We start from the raw sequence: 16,543 nt of genomic DNA, 5'->3' as shown, positions 1-16,543 counted from the left end.
ACCTGATCTCCGCCGGCGTCTCGATCGCCGCGGCCTGCATCATCTCATCACTCATGTTTTCAGCCTACCGCCGACCGTCTCCCAACCGGTATCCGCCATACTGGTTGCTTGACCAGTGAGACAGATGAACCGATGCGGGCCGGTTGCTGGCACACTGGCAGGGACAGGAGATGGAGGTGGCATGGGACTGCTGAACGCGTTGCAGGGATTCTGCGTCATCGGCATCGTGATCCTTGCCGGATACATCGCGGCCCGGCTGCGCATCGGCGGGTCGAGCGCGCAGATGGTGCTCAATCGTTTCAGCTTCTTCGTGTGCAGCCCCTGCCTGATGTTCGCCATCCTCTCCAAGGAACCGATCTTCGACATCTTCCATTCGTCGATTGTGGTGGCGTTCGCCTCCGCCATGGCGGTGGGCGTGATCTTCCTGATCGTCAACCGGCTGTGCTTCCACATGGATGCGGCCCACGCCACCATCGGCGCGTTGAACTCGCTGTATCTGAACTCCAACAACATCGGCCTGCCGATCGCCACCTACATCCTCGGCGATCCGGCGCTGGTGGCGCCGATCCTGGTCATGCAGCAGGCGCTGTTCACACCGGTCGGGCTGACCGTGCTCGACATGGCCACCACCGGCCGCGTGTCCGCCAAGGAGGTGCTGAAGCAGCCATTCCATCAGCCGATGCTCATCGCCTCGCTGCTCGGCATTGCGGTGTCGGTGATCTCGGCGCAGACCGGCTGGTTCGTCATCCCCGATTTCCTCTACGACCCGATCGACATGATCGGCGATGCCGCGGTGCCGATGATCCTGATGGCGTTCGGCATGTCCCTGCACGGCACCAGGCCGATGCAGGACAAGACCGCGCGCCAGGCCACCATCGCCGTCACCGTGCTCAAGAACCTCGTCATGCCGCTGGTGGCGTTCCTGCTCTCCTACTTCGTGATGGGATTCCGCGGGCCGACGCTGTACGCCTGCGTGGTGCTCGCCGCCCTGCCGACCGGGCAGAACGTGTACAACTACGCGGCGCGCTACAACGTCGGCACCACCTTCGCACGCGATGGCATCCTGCTGAGCACGATGACCAGCCCCGTCGTCATCGCCCTGGTCGCCGTACTGCTGGGGTGACGGGCCCGTGCCCGACCCGATCAGTCGTCGGCGCGGTAGTCGGTCAGGTTCAGGCTGGCGGCCACGCGGTTGGATGCGAACGCGCCCACCGACACCAGCGCGAAGCACAGCGCCACGCCGCCGACGAAGCCCAGGATTGTGGCCGGCTGCGTCATCGAGGCCGCGAACAGCGGGAACATGAGCAGCAGCGAGCAGCCGCCCGCCACCACAACCACGGTGGTCAGCGGCGTCAGCACCTCCTTGAACCGCGCACGGTTCAACGTCTTCACGTCGGTGCCCTCCAACACCAGCATCCGGTATTCGGCCGCCTGGTCGTACACCGACCCCGCCTGCATCACGCCGCAGCTGACCGCGGCCAGCACGGCAGCGAATCCCAGCGTCAGCAGACCGCCGGTGCCGATATCGCGCATCATCGTCACGCCCGGGTCGTCGGCCGGTGGCGCGGCGCCGCCCGAGGTCCACGCGCTGGTCGACAGGTATCCGCAGATCGAGGTGATGCCGGCGACGAACACCGCCAACGCCACACCGGAGACGTTGCGCCAGGCACGCTTCGGGTTGTCGAGGATGCGGCGCATCGCGATCATCGTGGCGGCGTCCTTCGGATGACGGGCCTTGACGCGGGCGCGGGCGGCCACCACCCACGCACCCACCAGGTTCACCACCGCGAACACCAGGAAGAAGAACCCGATGACCACCGCGTAGATCATCGCATCGCCCAGGCCGGTCAGCATGGTCGGGTTCGAGAACACCAGGTATGCGGCGGCCACCACAGCCAGGAAGATCAGCACCCGCCACTTGGCGGGCAGCGGTTCGGCGGCGCGGGACATCACGCCCAGCGGGGTGATCGCCACGCGGCGCAGCGTAATCAGCGCCGAGACCAGCGCCAGCACGGTCACGCCCGCCACCACGGCCACCAGCGCGATCGACCCCACCCAAAGCTGTTCGAACGTGAACCGCTGATTCTGGAAATTCAGCAGCATGATCAACGGCATGATCGCAAAGTATCCGATGATGCCAATCAGCGAACCGACCAACGCCTGTCCGGCCGCGTCGAGCGCGGTCAGCCGCACCACCTGGCCGGTGGTGGCGCCCGCCAAACGCAACGCGGCCAGGCGGGCGTCACGGCGGGAGGCCGCCAGCCGCGCAGCCGAGCCGGCGAGTGCGGCGAACGGCACGACCAGCAGGACGCAGGCGAAGATGGCCAGCACCACGTAGGTCGAGGCCATCTGCGTCATCTGGTCGTCCGCGAGCCGGCGGGAGAACGCCTCGTAGGTGCCGGGCGCGCAGGCGTCGGGACTGAACAGGCAGCCGATGGTGTGGTCGGCGGAGGCGCGCCAGACGAAGCCGTGCAGGCCGCCGAGCACGGTCAGGAAGATCGCGGTGGCGGCGGCAAACGCGATGATGGCGAGCGCTGAGGTGTGCGCGGTCGTGTCGCTGCGGCCGGGGCGGCGGAACAGACGCCAGAGTGCGAAGGTGCTCATCGGGCCACCTCGGTTCCCGCGGCCGGGGTTCGCCCCTGCCAGCTGGGGGCCGACACCACGCGTTCGTCATGCCCGCCGGCGGCGCCGGGCAGATCCGCCAGACGCCCGTCCTGCATGGTGATGGTGCGGTCGCAGAAGGCGGCGACGTTCGGGTCGTGCGTGACCACCACCACGGCGGCGCCGTTCGCGCGGCTCGCCTCCATCAGGATCGACATGACCTCGCGCCCGGTGGTCTGGTCGAGTGCACCGGTCGGTTCGTCGGCGAACACCACGGCCGGCTGCACGCACAGGGCGCGGGCGATGGCCACGCGCTGCATCTGCCCGCCGCTCATCTCCCCCGGACGCTGGCCTGCGAGCGCGCGCAGGCCGAGTCGTTCCAGCCACAGGATCGCTGCATCGGTGGCGAGGCGGTAATCCACGCCGCCCAGCATCATCGGCAACGCGATGTTCTCGACCGCCGGCAGTTCGGGCAGCAGCTGGCCGGACTGGAAGACGAAGCCGAAGGCGCTGCGGCGCAGCTTGGTGCGCGCCGCGTCCGGCATGGCGGTCAGGTTCGCGCCGCGGAAGGTCACGGTGCCCGCGGTCGGCCGGATGATGCCGGCCAGCGCGTGCAGCAGGGTGGATTTGCCGGAGCCCGAGGGGCCCATGACGGCGACCGATTCGCCTTCGCGCAGGGTGAAGTCGACATGGTTGAGCGCGAGCGTATGCACGGATGCGGGGCCTGTGCCGGCGGTGCCGTGGTCGGCGGCGGCGCGGACGTTGGCGGCGCCGTAGTCCATGACCAGGCCGGAGGCGTTCAGAATCGCGGAGGCGGGAACGCCGGACGCGTAGTCCGGTCGCATGGCGCCAGTCCGCTCGATATCGGGATTCGCGGTGAATGCTGTGGGGTTCTTGCTTCTCATACCTTGAGGCTACGGCCGCGGCCACGCGCACGGCATCGGGCCGACGGACGATTCCGCGTGACGGCGCCGGCCGGGCTCATCCTTGCGGATTAGGCGGTATCGCCGCAAGGGAGGAGTCAGTGCCGGTCACTCGCCGGTCAGGTGCCAGCTGGTGCGGTGCAGCGGGGTGGGGCCGAGTTCGGCGATGGCACGGCGATGCGCGGCGGAACCGTACCCCTTGTTGCGGTCCCACTCATAGGGTGCGTACCGCGGATTGCCGCGGGCGATGTCCACCATGAGCCTGTCCCTGGTCACCTTGGCGATGACGGCCGCCGCGGCCACCGTGGCGCAGTGGCGGTCGCCCTTGACCTGGGTGATGACATGCGCGGGAACCGGCACGTCCGGCGCATCGAAGGTGTCGAGCGCCTTGGTGATGTAATCGTTGGGCCCGTCGAGAATCGCCCCGACCCGTATCGTCGCCGCGTCCCGGGCAGGAGACACGGCCCGGCCGTCACCGGCAGGCGACACAGGCGACATGAACCCCAACCGCCGTTCCACGGCGTTGAGCGCACGCAGGGCCGCGATGCCGAGCGCATGGCTGATGCCCCATTCGTCGATTTCGTCGTTGCCGGCCTGTCCGACAGCACTTACCGCGCACCACGCCTGCAACGGTTCGAAAAGCGTTTCACGGCGTCGTTCCGTCAGCATCTTCGAATCGGCGACACCATCCGGAACCGCCAGCTCCGGCAGGTCACAGGCGCGTATCGCCGCGGCGCCGACCATCACCGGACCGGCCAGCGCACCGCGCCCGACCTCGTCGAATCCCACAATCAGGTCATACCCCTGTGCGGCCAATTCCCGCTCCAACTGCAGTGTCGGACTTTCATGCGCCATATCTTGCTCCCGCCGCGGTGGTGGTTGTTCCCAATGATTCCGAATAGATCATGGCCCGGACGATTCGGCTTTGCCGATGGATTGCGGTCCAAACGGATCACGATCCAAACGGATCACGCTCCGAATAGGTTACGGTACAGGTGGGTTGACACCCGAAAGGATCACAGTCCGACCGACTGTCTGCCCGGCACGTCGGCGAACACGTCGTGATGCGCGTCCAATACGCCGATGCGCTGCAACGGCCAGTATGTGGCCAACGCCACCCCCTCGATGTCCTCCAACGGCACCAGACCGTTCTCCTCGTCGTCCTGATGGTACCGGGAATCGGCGGAGTTGGAACGGTTGTCGCCCATGACGAACACATGCCCCTCCGTAACCTCCACGCGGAACGGGAAGCTGCTGGGAGAGACGCCCTCGCGGATGTATGAGGATTCGTCGACGGCCACGCCGTTGATGGTCACGGGGCTGCCCTCGCCCGCGCACTCGACCACGTCGCCGGGCAGTCCGATCAGTCGTTTGATGAGCCTGTCCTTGCCGAAGACACCGTTGTTCTGCTCGTTGCGCAGCCAGTTGGCCGGATCCTTGAACACCACGATGTCGCCGCGGCGCAGGTCCACGGCCTTGGGTGCCAGGGACAGGGTCAGCACGCGGTCGCCGGGCATGATGGTGTTCTCCATCGATCCGCTAGGGATGGCGTACATGCCGAATACGAACACGCGCAGCAGCAGGATGACCAGTACCGGTATGCCGCACCAGATCAGGGTGTCGCGCAAGCCCATGCCCGCGGACTGACGCGCCGGCGCCTTATGGCGGGGCACGGGGGAGGGATCCACGCCGTGGTCGGCCACGACCATGGTGCGCAGGTCCCGTTCGTCATCGGGATTGGGCGATGCTTGCATCCGCGTGTCCTCCTTGCGTCGGCGGCGTCTCCGGTTGGCGGCGTCGCGTTCCATCATAGCGACTGGTCATATGAAACAACCCGGAGGCCTTGCGGCGCACCGGGTTGCATTCGCGTTTACGTTGTCGGCGTACGACTCAGGCCTTGGTGGCCTTGTTGTCGCGACGCTCGACGATACGAGCGGCCTTGCCGCGCAGAGCGCGCAGGTAGTACAGCTTCGCACGACGCACGCGGCCGCGACGGACCAGCTTGATCGAGTCGATGGACGGGGAGTGCAGCGGGAAGCGGCGCTCCACACCGGTGCCGAAGCTGATCTTGCGCACGACGAAGGTCTCACGCACGCCAGCGCCCTGACGGGCGATCACCACGCCGGTGAAGGTCTGGATACGGGAGTTGTTGCCTTCCTTGATCTTGACGTTCACGTCAACGGTGTCACCGGGACGGAAGTCCGGGATCTCCTCGGCCGGCTTCATGTGCTTGGCGTCAAATGCCTCGATAGCATTCACCATGATGGTTTCCTCCAACGCTGCCGCATGTCAGCGCCTCGGTTCGGGGCGCGGCGTTCAGCCCGCCCGGGGTCGTCATTCCTTTGGGTCTGCCCGCGGGAAGCCTGCCAATCCGCCGGATGCCAAGCCTTGCGGCCGACCGGCTGGACCCTGGTGAGGAGAACGGTTCATGCGGCGACCAATCTCCCGGCACAGCAACTTTCCACTCTACCCGCTCACGCGGACACCATCGCTGGCAGAAACGACTTCACCCAGAATGCGTCATGCCGACGGCTGCGGTCGAGTGGATCAGGATTGCGCGGCCATGAGCTGGGCGACCGCGGCCCGGATCGGCGCCTCGGCCTGCGCCGGATCGTCAATGTCCCGCACCGACTGTTCAATCGGGCACATGCCGGTGTTCGCACGGTTGCGGATCATCGGCACCAGTTCGTCATAAGCGGCCTCGACGTGATGGGACTGCAGCATGGCCAGTCCCGCTTCACTCATCACATGGCCGTGCACGGCCACCGCGCCCAGTTGGATATACAGCATGGCGGCGGCCTTGCCAATCACCCGGTCGGAGGCGGAGAATCCGTCGAGCCGTTGCCCCGCGGCCAGCCAAGCCAGCAGCGGTTTGACACCGCGGCCGGTACCGGTGAGAGTCTCGTCGCCACGGCAGGCGACACAGCCGAGCTCATCATGGGCGCTGAGTTCGCGTTGCGCGCGCAGCCAGTCATCGTTCATAGTCATTACATTGTTCTCCTTTACGTCTGTCTTATGACCGTCCGCCCACGGGGACGCCAGACGGACGGTCCCAATCGACACGACCGCACCCTTACGTTTGAAAGCCGCCCCACCCGTGCATGTGACGGACAGAAGCGGCTTTCAATCAATCATCAGACCGTATCGACAGGCGTCACTCCTTGGCGGCGCGATGCTCGACCCAGAACATGATCAGCGGGATCAGGCCCCACTGCAGGATCAGACCGGGCAGACCGGCGAGCACGCTCATCCAGATCGTGGCGACGGCCACCGTCGTGTTGCCGAGCACGCCCACGGCGAACAGGATCGCGGCGGCACGCACCACGCGGCCGCCCACCTGCACCAGCAGCACCTTGGCGATGGTCGGCATGTTGGCGGTGCGCAGCAGGCCGGCGATCAGACCGTAGGCGGCCAGCTCGATCACCATGAACGGCAGCATCGCCAGCCCCGGCATGCCGGACAGCGCGAAGCTGACCAGCGGGCCGAACGCACCGGCGATCGCACCGGCGTACGGGCCGGCCAGCAGGCCGACGAGGATGATCGGCAGATGCATCGGCAGGAAGGCCTCGCCCAGCCCGGTGCCCATGCCACAGATCGCGCCGACGACGTGGAAGATCTGCGGGATCGCAACCGCGCCGATGATGGCCGCGAGCGTGGCGAGCGCCTGGACCCTGACGGACGGCAGTTCGCGCGTGCGGCTGATGCTCATTGTTGTTGCCATATCTGTTTCCCTTCTATGCAAGCTCAATTCCGGACACGAATCAGGCGTCGAGGTCGATGAGACGGTAGTTGCGGTTGCCCAGGCCCATCTCGACGGCGTGTTCGACCGTGTGGATCGCGTGGCGCGACTCCATGCGCTCGATGAGCGGACCGTTGTTGTCGTCCGACAGGTACACCTGGTCCACGCATGCCTGATCCACGGCCACCGGGTCGAGCGAGGCGAGGATGCCGATGTCGTTCATCTGCGGGGCGTGCGGGTTGCCGTCGCAGTCACAATCGACCGAGAGGTTGTTCATCACGTTGATGAACAGCATGTTGCCGTGCAACGCGTTGAACACGCCGGTCGCAGCCTCGGCCATGGCCTCCAGGAAGGAGTCGTGGTCGCCGTCGAACGCGTTGGGCAGCGCCTCGTCCTGGCCGGAGTGGATGCGTTCCTTGCCGTGCGAGGAGGCGATGCCGATCGAGATGTTCTTCAGGGCCCCGCCGAAGCCGCCCATCACATGGCCCTTGAAGTGGGAGAGGACCACGTAGTAGTCGTAGTTCGGGAAGTGCGAGCCCACGGTGTCGCTGGTCAGGCGCTTGCCGCCCTCGATCGGGATCTCGATCTCGCCCTCCTCATCCTGGAGGTCCACCGGGGCGATCTCCATGAAGCCGTGTTCCTTGATGGTCTCCCAATGCTTCGAGGATTCGTTGCGGGTGCCGGCGTATGCGGTGTTGCATTCGACGATTGTGCCGTTGAGACGCTGCACGAGGTCCTTGATCAGCGCCGGCTGCAGGTAGTGGGTGTTGCCGCCTTCGCCGGTGCTCAGCTTGACAGCCACCTTGCCCTTCGGCTTGACGCCGAGCGCCTCGTAGGCCTTCATCAGTCCGGCGGGGCTGATGTCCCGGGTCATATAGACCACCGGTGCGGTGGGCGAGTCGGTCTGATAGGTCGTCACCATATGCTGCCTCCTTGCGATATTGGTTGTATATGCTCACGATACCGCCAGCGATATGACAATACGCCGGATGCGAACGCGTCACCAATGCGGCGGCATACTGGATTCCATAGCTTCCAGGTATGGGAAGACCCCGACCGTAGCCGGGGTCTTCAACAGCATTCCAAGCGAAGCTCAGAACTCCCATGACGAACAGTCCGGTGGACTGTTCGTAGCCGGGCGCGCCGTATTGCGCGCCCGCGCTGGGCACAGCGTTCTGAACGGAGTTCAGAACTCCCTATACTGACGGTAGAAACGGATCAGCGACTGGGTCGACGCATCCTGCGCGGCCAGCGCCTCATCGTCCTGCGAGATGGCCGGGGTGATCTCCTTGGCCAGCTGCTTGCCGAGCTCGACGCCCCACTGGTCGTAGGAGTCCAGACCCCACACGGTGCCCTCGACGAAGGTGATGTGCTCGTACAGCGCGATCAGCTCGCCGACGGCGAACGGGGTCAGCGCCACACCCAGGATCGAGGTGGTCGGACGGTTGCCGGTGAACACGCGGGCCGGTACGATCTCCTCCGGCGTGCCCTCGGCGCGCACCTCGTCGGCGGTCTTGCCGAACGCGAGCGCCTTGGTCTGCGCGAAGTAGTTGCCCAGGAACAGCTCGTGCACGTCCTGATCGCCGTCCTTCAGCGGGTTCGGGGTGTTCACGAACGCGATGAAGTCGGCCGGGATCAGCTGGGTGCCCTGGTGGATCAGCTGGTAGAAGGCGTGCTGGCCGTTGGTGCCCGGCTCGCCCCAGAAGATCTCGCCGGTCTCGGAGGTGACCGGGGTGCCGTCCCAGCGCACGGACTTGCCGTTGGACTCCATGGTCAGCTGCTGCAGATAGGCCGGGAAGCGGTGCAGGTACTGGTCGTACGGCAGCACGGCGTGCGAGGCGACCTTGAAGAAGTTGCGGTACCACACGTTGAGCATGCCCATCAGCACCACGGCGTTCTGCTCGAACGGGGTGTTGGCGAAGTACTCGTCGATCTCATGGAAGCCGTGCAGGAACTCCTCGAAGCGGGCCGGGCCGAAGACCACAGCGAGCGAGGTGCCGACGGCGGAGTCCACGGAGTAGCGGCCGCCAACCCAATTCCAGAAGCCGAAGGCGTTCTCCGGGTCGATGCCGAACTCGGCGACCTTCTCCAGGTTGGTGGAGACGGCGACGAAGTGCTTGCGGATGGCCTCGGCCTTCTTCTCCTCGGAACCGTCGATGGCGCCGGAGGCCTTGAGCTCCTCAAGCAGCCAGGTGCGGGCGCCGCGGGCGTTGGTCAGGGTCTCCAGCGTGGTGAAGGTCTTGGAGACGATGATGAACAGCGTGGTCTCCGGGTCGAGGCCCTTGGTCTTCTCGGCCAGGTCGTTCGGGTCGATGTTGGAGATGTAGCGGGCCGAGATGCCGGCGTCGGCGTACGGCTTGAGCGCCTCGTACACCATGACCGGGCCCAGGTCGGAGCCGCCGATGCCGATGTTGACGACGGTCTCGATCTTCTTGCCGGTCACGCCGGTCCACTCGCCGGAGCGGACCTTGTCGGCGAAGGCGTAGATGCGGCCGAGCACCTCACGCACATCCTTGACGGTGTCCTGGCCGTCGACGATGTATTTGCCCTCGTCCTCGACCGGGCGGCGCAGCGCGGTGTGCAGCACGGCGCGGTCCTCGGTGTTGTTGATGTGCACGCCGGTGTACATGGCCTTGGTGCGCTCGTCGAGCTTGACGGCCTTGGCGAGGTCGGCGAACAGCTTGAGGGTCTCCGGCTTGATGAGGTTCTTGGACAGGTCGAAGTGCAGGTCGCCGGCGTCGAAGCTCAGCTTCTCGACGCGCTCGGGATCGTCGGCGAACCACTGCTTGAGGCTGACGCCCTCGCTCTGCAGCTCGTCGTAGTGCTTCTGCAGCGCGGCCCACGCCGGGGTCTGGGTGGCGTCAACAGGAGGATTGATGGCCATAGTGAACAGGTCCTTTCCTTTTCCGAATGAAGCGGCACGGAAGTCGCTCCGCGCCGTTGCTCTTCAAGCACCACGGTACCCACGAAATTGGACAGACCCGCAGCGCGACGCGCATCCGCCGCCACTTATTCTGCAAACGTTCGCAGAACCGCCGCGGCGGTTCGCTATCGCCCCAATCGCAGCATCCGCAGCACCGGACGGCGGATCAGCCCATCCAGCACGGCCACGACCGCCACATACCCCACCGAAACCGCCGTCCCCTCGGCCAGCAGCCACAGCCCCGCAGCGCCGCCGCCGGACGCGGCCCATCGCGTCACGTCGGCCAGCAGCCCCTGAATCGCGACATCCATCGCCACCGTGCCGAACACCGACTGCACGATGTAGAACCCCAAGATGCCGGAGGCCAGCCACGCCACGGCCCGCGCCGTCACGGAACCGGACGTCCCCGCCCCGCGCGAGGCACGAGCCAGGTCCACGCCCTCGCCGCCCGGCCCCGCCGCGCACACCATCACCAGCAGGAACGCCAACGCCATCGACGCCGCGGACGTCGACTTGTACGACAGCTGGGCGATCAGCGTCACATCCCTGCGTATCGCGGCCACCGCCTCCACCGTCAGCACCACCGCGGCGACCGCCACCAACGCCTTCATCCAACGGCGCCGCCATCGTGGCAGATCAGCGGGCCGCGGCGCCCCGGACATGCCGGCCACACCGGCGATCGCGAAGGACACCGCATACGTGATCGCACTCATCCATTTACGCCAGTCGGTCAACCCGCGCGTGGCGGCGTCGCCCGGAGAGACGAACGCGACGTACCCGTTCACCATCACCAGAGCGACCACCAGCACGCAGGCGACCGCCACGCGGATCCGCGCCGGCACACGCCGCAACAGGCAGGCCAGCACCGGCGCCACCGCCACGAACGCGGCGTACAGCCACACGAATTCAATCCCCAACGTCCACTGCCACACCAGATGCACATTCACCAACGGCATGACCCACGCGTCGAATGCGAGCGCGACCACCGCCACCAACACCACCGACACGGCAATCACCAGCACACGGCGTACGGTGCCCCGCAACGCGTCGCGCCAATACCCCGCCTGCTTGGACCGGCGCGCCAGCGAGGGGATCAGATAGAACCCCGAGATCATGAAGAACACATGATTGCCCCATGCGCCCATCAGCGCGATGATGCCCAGCACGGCCAACACCGTGGGGTCCGACCCCAGCATGTCGCCGATCTGACTGCAGCCGGCCGCCGGATCACACAGCGCCTGGGCCGTCCACGGCATCATCGTATGGAATAGGGAGATGCCGACGATGGCCGCCAAACGCATCGCCTCGACACGCACGTTGCGCACAGCGCGCGGGGTGTGTGCGGCGCGTGCGGTATGTGCGACGCGCGGGTTGCCGTCGCGGGACACGCCGTCGGCCCCGACATCCGGTATACGGCAACCGCTGGTTCGGTCAGTATTTCCGTTCGCCATCGGCAACCCCTCGCTCTCCATACCGCCGGTCCGACATCAATGCCTCACAGCATACCGCGTCGGGCATCGGCCACGGTGACACGGCGAATTGGACAAATCGCCACCTTGCGCTACAATCTATTTCTCGTGCGCGGGTCGCGTATGCTGCCCGCACGACCACGCCACTTTAGCTCAGTCGGTAGAGCGGCTCACTCGTAATGAGCAGGTCGACAGTTCGATTCTGTCAAGTGGCTCCACAGCCCTAGGCGCGGCACATCCGCGGCCTAGGGTTTTGCATAACCGGCGGTTTCGGTTCCGTCCGCGGCCGGCAATGCGCGCGAGTGGCGTAATGGTAGCCGCGCAGGATTTAGGTTCCTGTGTCTTCGGACGTGTGGGTTCGAGTCCCATCTCGCGCACCACATCCGTCGTCGTTCGTCGTCAAACCTCGTCAACGCCACAGGCCAACCGGGAGCGTTTCACCATGTCCGCACTCATCCAGCCGATCACCCTGTTGCTCATCATCGCCGCCGGCTACCTGTTCAAACGCTTCGGACTGTTCGGCGACCGCGACTACCGGGTGATCCAGAAGGCCGAGTTCAACCTGATCCTGCCGGGCGCGATCATCTACTCCTTCGCCACGAACCCGCACGACGTGAGCCTGCTCGTGGTGTCGGCGTTCGCGTTCGTGGCGGCGCTGGTGCCCACGCTGGTCATGTACGTCTACTCGCGGCGCAGACCCGTGGCCGATCGCGCATTCCTGATGCTCAACGGGTCGGGGTACAACGTGGGTTGCTTCTGCTTCCCGGTGCTGCAGTCGTTGATCGGACCGGCGGCGCTGGTGCCGGCCGCCATGTTCGACGTCGGCAACTGCGTGATGGTCTCGGCGGGCACCAATGTGATGACGCAGACGCTGCTGCACATCCAACCCGGCCGCACGCTGGCCGAGCAGGGGGCCGGCGAGGCGCCGACGCTGCCCTACACCCGTCCCGCCGACCGCGACGCCCGGCGCCTGGCACGCCGCGCCCTGCTGCGCAACGTGGTCAAGGGGTTCGCCTCATCGCCGTCGTTCGACACCTATGTGCTGATGATCGTGCTGATGATCGCCGGCGTGACGCTGCCGGAATGGCTGGGCACGTTCTGCCAGCCGTTCTCCAACGCGAACGCGTTCTGTTCGATGCTGATGGTCGGCATGCTGATGGATCTGCCCGCCTCGCGCCACGATGTGCGCGACGTGCTGGAGATTCTGGGCTGGCGCGTGCCGTTCGCCGTGCTCTTCGCCGCGGCGGCATGGTTCCTGCTGCCATTCGACGCCGTCACGCGCGAGGCCGTGGCGCTGTGCTGCCTAGCGCCGACGGCGATCTTCGCCACGCTGTACACCGACAAGGTGCTGGGCAACGCGCGGCTGGCGGGGTTCACGCTGTCGCTGAGCGCGGTCATTGCGATGGCGCTGATGACCGGCGCCCACCTCCTGCTGTCCTGACGCCCCTCCAACCCGGTCCCCGTTTACGGACTCTGATCTATCGTGACCCTGATCCATCTCACAGAACCGCGGTATTTCAACGATTTACCCCACGGCCGACGAGAGGAATAGATCAAAGCCCGAGAACGGGGGACGAAGACGGCAAGGTTGGGTTCAAAGGAGTGCGGCGGCCAGCTCGGGCATCAGGGCACGCAGGGCCTTGCCGCGGTGGGAGATGGCGTTCTTCTCCTCGGGGGTCATCTCGGCGCTGGTCAGCGGCTCGCCGTCGGCGTTCGTGCGGCCGGGCTGGTCGTCGGGCACGAACAGCGGATCATAGCCGAAGCCGTGCTCGCCGCGGGCGGCGCGCAGGATGACGCCCGGCATCTCACCGGTACGGACGATTTCCCGGGCGATGCGATGACGTCCGTTGCCATCCGTCTCGGCCGCCGGCACCACTAGGGCGGCGGCGCAGCAGAACCGGGCGGTACGCTTGGCGTCCGGGATGTCCTCGATCTGGGCGAGCAGCAATGCGTTGTTCGCCGCATCATCGCCGTGGCGGCCGCACCAGCGGGCCGACAGGATGCCGGGGGCGCCGCCCATCACGTCCACGATCAGGCCGGAGTCGTCGGCCACAGCCGGCAATCCGGTGCGCTCGGCCACGTCACGGGCCTTGAGCAGCGAGTTCTCCTCGAAGGTCACGCCGTCCTCAACCGGGTCCGGCAGATTCATCGAGCCGGCGGAGACCAGTCGCACGCCGGCGGCGCGCTCCCCCAGGCACTCCTCAAGAATCTGGCGCATCTCGGCCAGTTTGCCCTCGTTATGGGTGGCGACGACAATCGTCAAGTCAGTGGTGCTCATGAGTTGTTCCTTTCGGTGGTTCGCACTACCTCGCCTTTCGGATTCCGAGGCGGCCATTTCCAACCGTTCTCATTCGGAACCCCGAGGTAGTGCGAACCTCATCATTCGGCCAGCGCCGCACGCTGGGCAGCCTGAAGCTCCTTGTTGCCCTTTTCGGCCAGATCCAGCAACTGGTTCAGCTCGTCGCGGCTGAACGGACGATGCTCGGCCGTGCCCTGGATCTCGATGAACTGCCCCGATCCGGTCATGGCCACGTTCATGTCGGTCATGGCCTGGCTGTCCTCGATATACGGCAGGTCCAGCATCGGCGTGCCGTTGATCACGCCCACAGACACGGCGGACACGCAATCCTTGAGCACCTTGTCCGCACGCTTGATCTTGCGGTTGCGTTCGGCCCAGCGCAGGGCGTCGACCAGCGCCACATACGCGCCGGTGATCGATGCGGTGCGGGTGCCGCCGTCGGCCTGCAGGACGTCGCAGTCCAGCTGGATCTGGTTCTCGCCCAGGGCCTTCATATCCACCACGCCACGCAGGCAGCGCCCGATCAGGCGGCTGATCTCATGTGTGCGGCCACCGATCTTGCCGCGCACCGACTCCCGGTCGGTACGTTCGGCGGTGGCGCGCGGCAGCATGGCGTATTCGGCGGTGACCCACCCCAGTCCGGAGTCCTTGCGCCAGCGCGGCACCCCGGTGGTGAACGTGGCCGTGCACATCACGCGCGTCGAGCCGCATTCGATCAGGACCGAGCCTTCCGGGGCGTCGGTGAAGTTGCGGGTGATGCGCACCGGGCGCAGCTCGTCGGCCGCACGCCCATCCGGACGCAGCACCACATTGTTCAGCAGATCCTTGATTTCAGCCATGCCACCCAACCTAGCACCTGGGGCATAGCTCCGGATGCAGCCCGTCGCCCCGATTCACTACGCTTCTGGGTAACATTCCTCACCGAAGGAGGGGCAACGATGGTTGATTATTCGCCGGCCATGATGACCGACATGTATGAATACACGATGCTGGACGCCGCGCTCAGGGACGGCACCGCCAACCGCAAATGCGTCTTCGAGATCTTCACCAGGCATCTGCCCGAGGGACGCCGGTATGGGGTGGTGGCCGGCACCGGCCGCATCCTTGACGCGCTCGAGCGTTTCCACTTGGACGACGAGGATCTGCGCTTCCTCTCCGACCGCAACATCGTGAGCGCCGAAACCATCGCGTGGCTGGAGCGTTTCCACTTCTCCGGATCGATCAAGGGCTATCGCGAGGGCGAGATGTTCTTCCCGAATTCGCCGGTGCTGCAGGTGGAGGGCACGTTCGGCGAGTGCACGCTGCTGGAGACGCTGCTGCTGTCGATCCTCAACTACGACTGCGCGGTCGCCTCCGCGGCCTCCCGTATGGTGACCGCCGCCAAGGACCGTCCGTGCATGGACATGGGCGGCCGGCGCACCAACGAGTGGTCGGCCGTGGCGGCCTCCCGTGCCGCCGTGGTGGGCGGATTCCAGGGCACCGCCAACCTGCTGGCCGCGCAGCTGTACGGGCTCAAGGCCATCGGCACGGCCGCGCACTGCTTCACGCTCGTCCATGATTCCGAGCGCGACGCCTTCATCTCGCAGATCGATGCGCTCGGCAAGAACACCACGCTGCTGGTGGACACCTACAACATCGAGGAGGCCGTGAAGACCGCCGTGGAGGTCGCCGGACCGGAACTCGGCGGCGTGCGCATCGATTCAGGCGATCTGGCCGCACTCGCCCAGCGCGTGCGCAACCAGCTGGATGCGTTGGGTGCCACGAACACCAAGATCACCGTGACCAACGACCTCGACGAGTACGCGCTGGCCGCCCTGCAGACCGCTCCGGTGGATTCGTACGGCGTGGGCACCCGGCTGGTCACCGGCTCGGGCGCTCCCACCTGCGCGATGGTCTACAAGCTCACCGAGCGTGAGAACGCCGACGGCGTGATGCAGCCGGTGGCCAAGAAGTCGAAGGACAAGGCCACCGTGCCGGGCCGCAAGCTGGCGTTCCGCTCCTATGAATACAACCTGGCCGACTGCGAGCACGTCATCTCCGGCTCGGAGGATCAGCTGGCCGCCTTCCGCCCCGAAGAGGGGTGGAAGGATCTGCTGGTCGACTTCGTGGACCACGGCCAGATCGACGCCACGTGGCAGGGACATGACGCGATCATGGCCGCCCACGACTACCGTGCGAAGGCCTTGGCCGAGCTGCCCATCACCGCGCAGAGCCTGATGCGCGGCGAGCCGGTGATTCCGACCGAAACCACCGTGCTGTGAGCCCGCAGGGCCCGGTCCGACGGGCCGTTCGGGGACACCGCGTCGGACGATGACCCCGTAAGGCCCGGACGGCACCGTCCGCCAGACCCGCGGACCGTTTTGCCGACACCTGATGTTCGAAGGAGAGCCGCCATGATGGAACCGACCACCACCTATACGCCCTCGCCCACGCGCTATGACACGATGATCTACAACCGCTGTGGCAACAGCGGCCTGAAGCTGCCGGCCATCTCGTTGGGCTGCTGGCACAACTTCGGCGACCACACGCCGTTCGAGACCATGCGCCAGCTGACCCGGACCGCGTTCGACCACGGCATCACCCACTTCG

15 protein-coding genes, 2 tRNA genes and 1 pseudogene are annotated in these 16,543 nt (G+C 66.2%); 6 read left to right on the top strand and 12 right to left on the bottom strand.

The features are described from left to right. The first annotated feature begins 181 nt into the window (after nucleotides 1-181). Entirely contained in the window at nucleotides 182-1,123 is a 942-nt protein-coding gene (locus B4C31_RS02985; protein ID WP_291531280.1) for an AEC family transporter, read from the top strand. A gap of 20 nt (nucleotides 1,124-1,143) precedes the next feature. Here the strand turns inward: B4C31_RS02985 and B4C31_RS02980 are convergent, their stop codons facing one another. From B4C31_RS02980 to B4C31_RS02935, 10 genes are all read right to left on the bottom strand, one after another. Then, nucleotides 1,144-2,604: an FtsX-like permease family protein gene (locus B4C31_RS02980; RefSeq protein WP_291531279.1), complete on the bottom strand. Its 1,461-nt coding sequence runs from the start codon at nucleotides 2,602-2,604 to the stop codon at nucleotides 1,144-1,146. Beyond that, the gene (locus tag B4C31_RS02975) at nucleotides 2,601-3,446 is read right to left on the bottom strand and encodes an ABC transporter ATP-binding protein (RefSeq protein ID WP_291531288.1); all 846 of its coding nucleotides are present in this window, start codon (nucleotides 3,444-3,446) and stop codon (nucleotides 2,601-2,603) included. Before B4C31_RS02975 ends, B4C31_RS02980 begins: the two co-directional genes overlap by 4 nt. A gap of 186 nt (nucleotides 3,447-3,632) precedes the next feature. Next, nucleotides 3,633-4,379, bottom strand: a complete 747-nt coding sequence (locus tag B4C31_RS02970) for a ribonuclease HII (protein WP_291531278.1) — start codon at nucleotides 4,377-4,379, stop codon at nucleotides 3,633-3,635. 161 nt (nucleotides 4,380-4,540) lie between these two features. Next, nucleotides 4,541-5,278, bottom strand: a complete 738-nt coding sequence (lepB, locus tag B4C31_RS02965) for a signal peptidase I (protein WP_291531277.1) — start codon at nucleotides 5,276-5,278, stop codon at nucleotides 4,541-4,543. Between the two features lie 136 nt (nucleotides 5,279-5,414). Continuing rightward, nucleotides 5,415-5,786 carry a 50S ribosomal protein L19 gene (rplS, locus tag B4C31_RS02960; RefSeq protein WP_033505372.1) on the bottom strand — a complete coding sequence of 124 codons (372 nt, stop codon included), beginning with the start codon at nucleotides 5,784-5,786 and terminating at the stop codon, nucleotides 5,415-5,417. A 285-nt stretch (nucleotides 5,787-6,071) separates the two neighbouring features. Continuing rightward, entirely contained in the window at nucleotides 6,072-6,512 is a 441-nt protein-coding gene (locus tag B4C31_RS02955; RefSeq protein WP_291531276.1) for a DUF1893 domain-containing protein, read from the bottom strand. A 166-nt stretch (nucleotides 6,513-6,678) separates the two neighbouring features. Further along, on the bottom strand, nucleotides 6,679-7,245 hold the full coding sequence (locus B4C31_RS02950) for an ECF transporter S component (protein WP_291531275.1): 567 nt from the start codon (nucleotides 7,243-7,245) through the stop codon (nucleotides 6,679-6,681). 40 nt (nucleotides 7,246-7,285) lie between these two features. After that, complete coding sequence (locus B4C31_RS02945; RefSeq protein WP_291531274.1) at nucleotides 7,286-8,185, bottom strand: DUF362 domain-containing protein; 900 nt, start codon at nucleotides 8,183-8,185, stop codon at nucleotides 7,286-7,288. A gap of 264 nt (nucleotides 8,186-8,449) precedes the next feature. Further along, the gene (gene pgi / locus B4C31_RS02940) at nucleotides 8,450-10,147 is read right to left on the bottom strand and encodes a glucose-6-phosphate isomerase (RefSeq protein WP_291531273.1); all 1,698 of its coding nucleotides are present in this window, start codon (nucleotides 10,145-10,147) and stop codon (nucleotides 8,450-8,452) included. Nucleotides 10,148-10,311: 164 nt separating this feature from the next. Beyond that, nucleotides 10,312-11,511 (bottom strand): acyltransferase family protein, encoded by a 1,200-nt coding sequence (locus B4C31_RS02935; protein WP_291531272.1) that lies wholly within the window; start codon nucleotides 11,509-11,511, stop codon nucleotides 10,312-10,314. A gap of 286 nt (nucleotides 11,512-11,797) precedes the next feature. On the opposite strand from B4C31_RS02935, the gene B4C31_RS02930 reads away from it, so the two are divergent. From B4C31_RS02930 to B4C31_RS02920, 3 genes are all read left to right on the top strand, one after another. Then, nucleotides 11,798-11,873 (top strand) — tRNA-Thr (locus B4C31_RS02930). A 78-nt stretch (nucleotides 11,874-11,951) separates the two neighbouring features. After that, nucleotides 11,952-12,035, top strand: a tRNA-Leu gene (locus B4C31_RS02925). A 62-nt stretch (nucleotides 12,036-12,097) separates the two neighbouring features. Next, entirely contained in the window at nucleotides 12,098-13,096 is a 999-nt protein-coding gene (locus B4C31_RS02920; protein ID WP_291531271.1) for an AEC family transporter, read from the top strand. Between the two features lie 153 nt (nucleotides 13,097-13,249). Here B4C31_RS02920 and B4C31_RS02915 read toward each other — a convergent pair whose 3' ends face one another. Together B4C31_RS02915 and rph are read right to left on the bottom strand one after the other, a co-directional pair. Further along, the gene (locus B4C31_RS02915; protein WP_291531287.1) at nucleotides 13,250-13,918 is read right to left on the bottom strand and encodes a non-canonical purine NTP pyrophosphatase; all 669 of its coding nucleotides are present in this window, start codon (nucleotides 13,916-13,918) and stop codon (nucleotides 13,250-13,252) included. Nucleotides 13,919-14,034: 116 nt separating this feature from the next. Continuing rightward, nucleotides 14,035-14,793 carry a ribonuclease PH gene (gene rph / locus B4C31_RS02910; RefSeq protein ID WP_033505380.1) on the bottom strand — a complete coding sequence of 253 codons (759 nt, stop codon included), beginning with the start codon at nucleotides 14,791-14,793 and terminating at the stop codon, nucleotides 14,035-14,037. 99 nt (nucleotides 14,794-14,892) lie between these two features. On the opposite strand from rph, the gene B4C31_RS02905 reads away from it, so the two are divergent. Continuing rightward, nucleotides 14,893-16,215 (top strand): nicotinate phosphoribosyltransferase, encoded by a 1,323-nt coding sequence (locus B4C31_RS02905; RefSeq protein WP_291531270.1) that lies wholly within the window; start codon nucleotides 14,893-14,895, stop codon nucleotides 16,213-16,215. Nucleotides 16,216-16,347: 132 nt separating this feature from the next. Beyond that, nucleotides 16,348-16,543: pseudogene (locus tag B4C31_RS02900) on the top strand (L-glyceraldehyde 3-phosphate reductase); the annotation flags it as partial.

This window comes from Bifidobacterium sp. UBA4282, assembly GCF_002394995.1.
In the GTDB taxonomy this organism is placed as follows: domain Bacteria; phylum Actinomycetota; class Actinomycetes; order Actinomycetales; family Bifidobacteriaceae; genus Bifidobacterium; species Bifidobacterium pullorum_B.
Note: the sequence above shows the minus strand (reverse complement) of the source record. Positions and strands in the feature narration are given on the sequence as shown.

Bases quoted from the DNA above. Each gene is read 5' to 3' on its own strand.
- rplS (WP_033505372.1), bottom strand. From the start codon at position 5,786: ATGGTGAATGCTATCGAGGCATTTGACGCCAAGCACATGAAGCCGGCC.
- B4C31_RS02955 (WP_291531276.1), bottom strand. From the start codon at position 6,512: ATGACTATGAACGATGACTGGCTGCGCGCGCAACGCGAACTCAGCGCC.
- B4C31_RS02980 (WP_291531279.1), bottom strand. From the start codon at position 2,604: ATGAGCACCTTCGCACTCTGGCGTCTGTTCCGCCGCCCCGGCCGCAGC.
- pgi (WP_291531273.1), bottom strand. From the start codon at position 10,147: ATGGCCATCAATCCTCCTGTTGACGCCACCCAGACCCCGGCGTGGGCC.
- B4C31_RS02920 (WP_291531271.1), top strand. From the start codon at position 12,098: ATGTCCGCACTCATCCAGCCGATCACCCTGTTGCTCATCATCGCCGCC.
- B4C31_RS02945 (WP_291531274.1), bottom strand. From the start codon at position 8,185: ATGGTGACGACCTATCAGACCGACTCGCCCACCGCACCGGTGGTCTAT.
- B4C31_RS02970 (WP_291531278.1), bottom strand. From the start codon at position 4,379: ATGGCGCATGAAAGTCCGACACTGCAGTTGGAGCGGGAATTGGCCGCA.
- rph (WP_033505380.1), bottom strand. From the start codon at position 14,793: ATGGCTGAAATCAAGGATCTGCTGAACAATGTGGTGCTGCGTCCGGAT.
- B4C31_RS02950 (WP_291531275.1), bottom strand. From the start codon at position 7,245: ATGGCAACAACAATGAGCATCAGCCGCACGCGCGAACTGCCGTCCGTC.
- B4C31_RS02985 (WP_291531280.1), top strand. From the start codon at position 182: ATGGGACTGCTGAACGCGTTGCAGGGATTCTGCGTCATCGGCATCGTG.
- lepB (WP_291531277.1), bottom strand. From the start codon at position 5,278: ATGCAAGCATCGCCCAATCCCGATGACGAACGGGACCTGCGCACCATG.
- B4C31_RS02975 (WP_291531288.1), bottom strand. From the start codon at position 3,446: ATGCGACCGGACTACGCGTCCGGCGTTCCCGCCTCCGCGATTCTGAAC.
- B4C31_RS02905 (WP_291531270.1), top strand. From the start codon at position 14,893: ATGGTTGATTATTCGCCGGCCATGATGACCGACATGTATGAATACACG.